Origin of the sequence: Falsigemmobacter intermedius (assembly GCF_004054105.1) — a bacterium.
In the GTDB taxonomy this organism is placed as follows: domain Bacteria; phylum Pseudomonadota; class Alphaproteobacteria; order Rhodobacterales; family Rhodobacteraceae; genus Wagnerdoeblera; species Wagnerdoeblera intermedia.
Genome location: NZ_SBLC01000090.1, coordinates 1 through 4,087 on the forward strand (window position 1 = coordinate 1; position 4,087 = coordinate 4,087).

The following is a 4,087-nucleotide window of genomic DNA, read 5'->3' on the forward strand; positions in this document are numbered from 1 at the left end:
TTTGCAAGCACTTGAAGTCTACGACGCCAACACAATGCCATTCATCATCGGGTTTGCGCTGCTTGTGGCCATGGGTTCAGGTTTCTGGCTGGCCAGGCGGTCCCGAACGGCGACGATCATTGAATACTCCACGCTCACAGCCGCTATCAAGCCCCACCGGCATACGGCTTGCCCATCTGGGAGGCCTTTCTCGCGTTGTCTCAAACTCGGCGGTATAATCCATACGGCCCTGAGGCAATCACCTATCAAGAGCTGGCGGCTTATCTTCATATAACGGGACTATGCGTATATGCGCACCAAGCCCGCCTTTGAGCGGGCTTTTTAATTTTCCAACACGCTTATGACTTCTTGTTGCCGATCATGTGTGGTTATCGGCAGTAAGAAGTCATGCCTATTTCTCTTCTTGCTCTTGGGCACTTACGAAAAGTGGAGAGGTCACGTTGATAATTTCACCAGGGGGGCCTGCCGGAACTTCATGACGCATGTCCATGTCAGTCTCTGTGCCATCTGGAGCAACAGATCTAAGGACAATCGTCACGGGCTCTCTGCGAGCCAGCCGGATGAGAGGGTGATCGTAAGCCTCGACCGTCCCATGCGTTGTAACCTCATCACCCTCGATGATCCGGACAAATCGATACTTCTTTCCAACTTCAAACATATAATTTCCACGGAGGTTGCTGCAGCAAATGACAGCAACGATAGTCGCAACCCTAATGCTGTGACAACCGTGGGGGTATGCAGCCTAACTGCAAATCTTGCCCGATAATGTAAGATTATCAGAGATCTGAAGCGGGGCAGAACAATGTGCGAAATCCCCTAACTGTGGGTATTGAGAGGCGTGGGCTCCAGTAAAGGTTATGCTACGTAGCACTGCCCGCTCTTCAGCGGGCGATGTACGGAGAGATAGGTGAGAAATCGCTTGGGGCAGCCTTGCCTAGATCAGAACCGCCGCCCGCATGTCTCGAACAGCTCATCGATATGAGCGGATAGCCCTTCGATGTGAAAAATGGCCGTAGCAGGCGGGTCGCGGTAGGGAGTAACGCGGGCGACGAAAGTGTCCGTTTCAGCCAGCGATCGCATGAAGATCGTGTCGTTGCCCCCATAGAATGTCGCAGTGTTATCGGTGGATAGACCCCAGTTGGAGGTCTGCGGATCCGCGCTGTCCAACCGGAAAGTTAGCTTGATGTCATCGCTGACACGGTCTTTCGCGGAGATGAAGACGTGCCAGTTCACATGGACACTCAACTCCCCCTCCACACATCGTAAGACCAGTTGCGGGGTCTTTACCGTGCGGACGTCGTGTTCTGATGCTCTGAGCGTAAGGTACATCTTAGCCCGGTCGGTGATGGGGTCTTTCTCCCGGCTGATGCGCCAGTCGCCCCGAAGACCTGCCTGTCGTTGAGCTACTGCCGCCTGTCTCTCATCTTCACTGGTCTTGGTCGAACCATCGCTGGTACCTACCTGCCGCACCACTTGCGTGGGGTCGAACCCTTCGGGGAACTGGTAGAGAAACTGCTCGCAAGCTCCTTCAGACTTGTAACCCGTCGGCTCTTCACTGCCGGTGAAGGACTGCATGAACATCCGGTCGCCGCGATGGTAGAGTGCGAGATAGGTCGCCGGACGATCTTCGGAGCAGAGGTGCTTACCCTTGGGAGTAGGCTCGTCGTCACCCTCCAGTTTAAGGATGTCCGCGGCTACAGTTGTTCGCGGCCCCCATTCACCCATTTTTTCCGGCAGACGCGTGAAGGAGCGCCACTTGCCGCCTTCGAATACAATTCTGTCACCCCAGAAATTCACCTTGCCCGTGATGGTGTGCCCGTTCAGGTCAAGCGGCTTAAACTGCCCGGGTACGTCCATGAGCTGGGTCGCCTGAGCGCCTGAAAGTGCAAAAAGCGACAGGGCAACCGAAAGCAGATAACGCTTCATTTAATGACCTCAGGAAATCGTGAGGACATTATAGCCGATCGCCCTCGCGCGGTATACGATGATCCATGTGATGCCAGTGCTGAAGATGGCCATTTGTGTTAGTGTCATGCCGGAAAGGGCGTACAAGACAAATGGGGCATATGACCGTTCTCCGACCCGTGGCGCTGCTTGGCCGAGTATGATTTATGGGCTTGATCAAGGTCGATGGCAAAGGGGGGGGATGCGCGGAAAATCACATGCAAGCCCTTCCGGAGCATAAGAAAAGCGGCCCACGGGCCGCTTTATCAAATTCAGGTAAAGGAAGCTGCTGCTGGCTGAAATCCGGCTGATTGTGCAGCCTGCAGAAATGCAACACGGGCGCTTGTGACGCTTCCCATGCATTCCATGGCATCATCGATTGCGCTGAGAGCATTTCGGCGCGCAACATCGTCGACTGGCCACTTACGGCTCAGAAGATACTGTGCGTGCTCAATGGTGGAGATTTTCTTGGTGTCACCTTCGGTAGTGACGGCGATAACGAGGGGCTTACCCCAATTTACTTCGAACATCAGAACAAAATGACGGGTTTCGAAGAGCAAAGCAAGCACTATTATTGCGGGTGGCTCAGATGCCAGAGAAACCATGTTAGCGTTAACTTGACTTATCCTGGCAAGCCATCTAGACAGAACGAGTTGATAGTTTTTCGTTGAGCTAAGTTTTTAACAATGCCACTGCATTGTTTCGATCGAACCCTCCTCATTAAAGCGCCGTTAACGCACCCATTCCGCAGTAGCGGAAATGGTTATTTTTGCTTGGAAAGGGTTCATCATGACCACCGGCACCGTAAAATGGTTTAACTCCACTAAAGGCTTTGGTTTCATTCAGCCCGATAACGGCGCGGCAGATGCATTTGTGCATATCTCCGCTGTCGAACGTGCAGGTATGAACGGTCTCGACGAAGGGCAAAAGCTCAACTTCGATATGGAACGTGACAGCAAGTCTGGCAAAATGTCGGCCTGCAATCTCACTGCTGCCTGATCTCTGGAATCTGGTTTTCCGGTGCGCGCATCAGAAAGCCATGCCAATTTTGCAAAAGGCCGGACGAAAGTCTGGCCTTTTGTTTTTCCTCAGAGGGATATGTATTTAATGTATGAAATACTGACCAAAAGCCGCCTGCAAGCCGAGATGTCCTTTGCAAGACTGAAAGCAAAAAGCAGCGATGCCAGCCGGGCTCTGCACGAGCTGAGTTCCCTGGATATACAACGCCAGGATAAAACCAGCCGCCTGCGCGAACAGCGGCTGGCTCGGGAACGCTTCGACGCTGCCGTTTGAAAAACGCACTGGTGATCGGGCAGAACTGCGGATCTGTCCGCCGGCCAGGCAGGGCATTCGTATGAACCTTCATCGAAGTGATCGAACTGCTTTTTCATTTCTGTCCGTATTCGAGCCGCTCTGATCCCAGAGCGGCCTGATGCGTGGCGCAAAGCGTCATTCTGAAGGCGATACAGCCAGGTCCTGCAGGACGATGGCTTCTTTAGTGAGCATTCTCCCGAATGTCTGGCTATAGTCTCAAAGCCGATATAGCGCCGAAAATTTTGCGCTGTGGGCGGGACGTCGACGCGCCGTCACTCCAAATCGGAAATATAGTTTCTTTTAAATTCAGTGTGCTGAAATATTATTGCACGGTAAGCCTGTTAATTGGCTAAAACGTCCCCATCTATATGGAAGCCGCGGGAACTTCCCGAGCGGCTTTATGGAGGACCCGACATGGGTACCGACAACAAAACCACTCCGCTGATTACACCGAAGCCCGCTCCCGCCCAGCATCAGGCGCAGGAGCCGCAAAAAGCTGTGGACGCGGATCCCCAGCGTCGGCAGGCCGGTGATAAGCCTGCGACCGAGCAGGTCTCAGCGGAAAAGCCCAATCAGCGCTCCTGAGGCGCTGTTACGCTGGGACGATGAGGGCGGCCGGCAGGCTGGCCCGCTTCATTCCAGGCGTCTGAACCACCCAAACTAACTTGGATCGCTCGGGGTAAGACCTCGGGCGGTTTCGCGTTTGGAGGCCTTATGATCGGAGATTTTACTAAACGCACATCGTAAGAGCCGCATGCTATGTGCTGATAACCCGGACCTATCAACCTTGCACGGCAACGACTACCGACGGTATGGAGCAGTATTCCGA

General features: G+C 53.7%; 6 protein-coding genes. 4 read left to right on the plus strand and 2 right to left on the minus strand.

The features are described from left to right. Positions 1–274 (plus strand): hypothetical protein (locus tag EP867_RS20120; RefSeq protein ID WP_206616388.1); only part of this gene is annotated, 274 nt, incomplete at its 5' end. A 665-nt stretch (positions 275–939) separates the two neighbouring features. On the opposite strand, the gene EP867_RS18950 is transcribed toward EP867_RS20120, so the two are convergent. Together EP867_RS18950 and EP867_RS18955 are read right to left on the minus strand one after the other, a co-directional pair. Further along, on the minus strand, positions 940–1,926 hold the full coding sequence (locus EP867_RS18950; RefSeq protein ID WP_128491000.1) for a hypothetical protein: 987 nt from the start codon (positions 1,924–1,926) through the stop codon (positions 940–942). 290 nt (positions 1,927–2,216) lie between these two features. Then, on the minus strand, positions 2,217–2,504 hold the full coding sequence (locus tag EP867_RS18955; RefSeq protein ID WP_241656979.1) for a DUF982 domain-containing protein: 288 nt from the start codon (positions 2,502–2,504) through the stop codon (positions 2,217–2,219). Positions 2,505–2,733: 229 nt separating this feature from the next. Between EP867_RS18955 and EP867_RS18960 the strand changes: the two genes are divergently transcribed. The 3 genes from EP867_RS18960 (at position 2,734) to EP867_RS19975 (ending at position 3,843) form a co-directional block, all read left to right on the plus strand. Continuing rightward, a complete protein-coding gene (locus EP867_RS18960) occupies positions 2,734–2,943 on the plus strand; it encodes a cold-shock protein (protein ID WP_128491001.1) in 210 nt (69 codons plus the stop codon). 108 nt (positions 2,944–3,051) lie between these two features. Further along, on the plus strand, positions 3,052–3,237 hold the full coding sequence (locus EP867_RS18965; protein ID WP_128491002.1) for a hypothetical protein: 186 nt from the start codon (positions 3,052–3,054) through the stop codon (positions 3,235–3,237). Between the two features lie 435 nt (positions 3,238–3,672). After that, entirely contained in the window at positions 3,673–3,843 is a 171-nt protein-coding gene (locus EP867_RS19975) for a hypothetical protein (RefSeq protein ID WP_164888960.1), read from the plus strand. Positions 3,844–4,087: the final 244 nt, after the last annotated feature.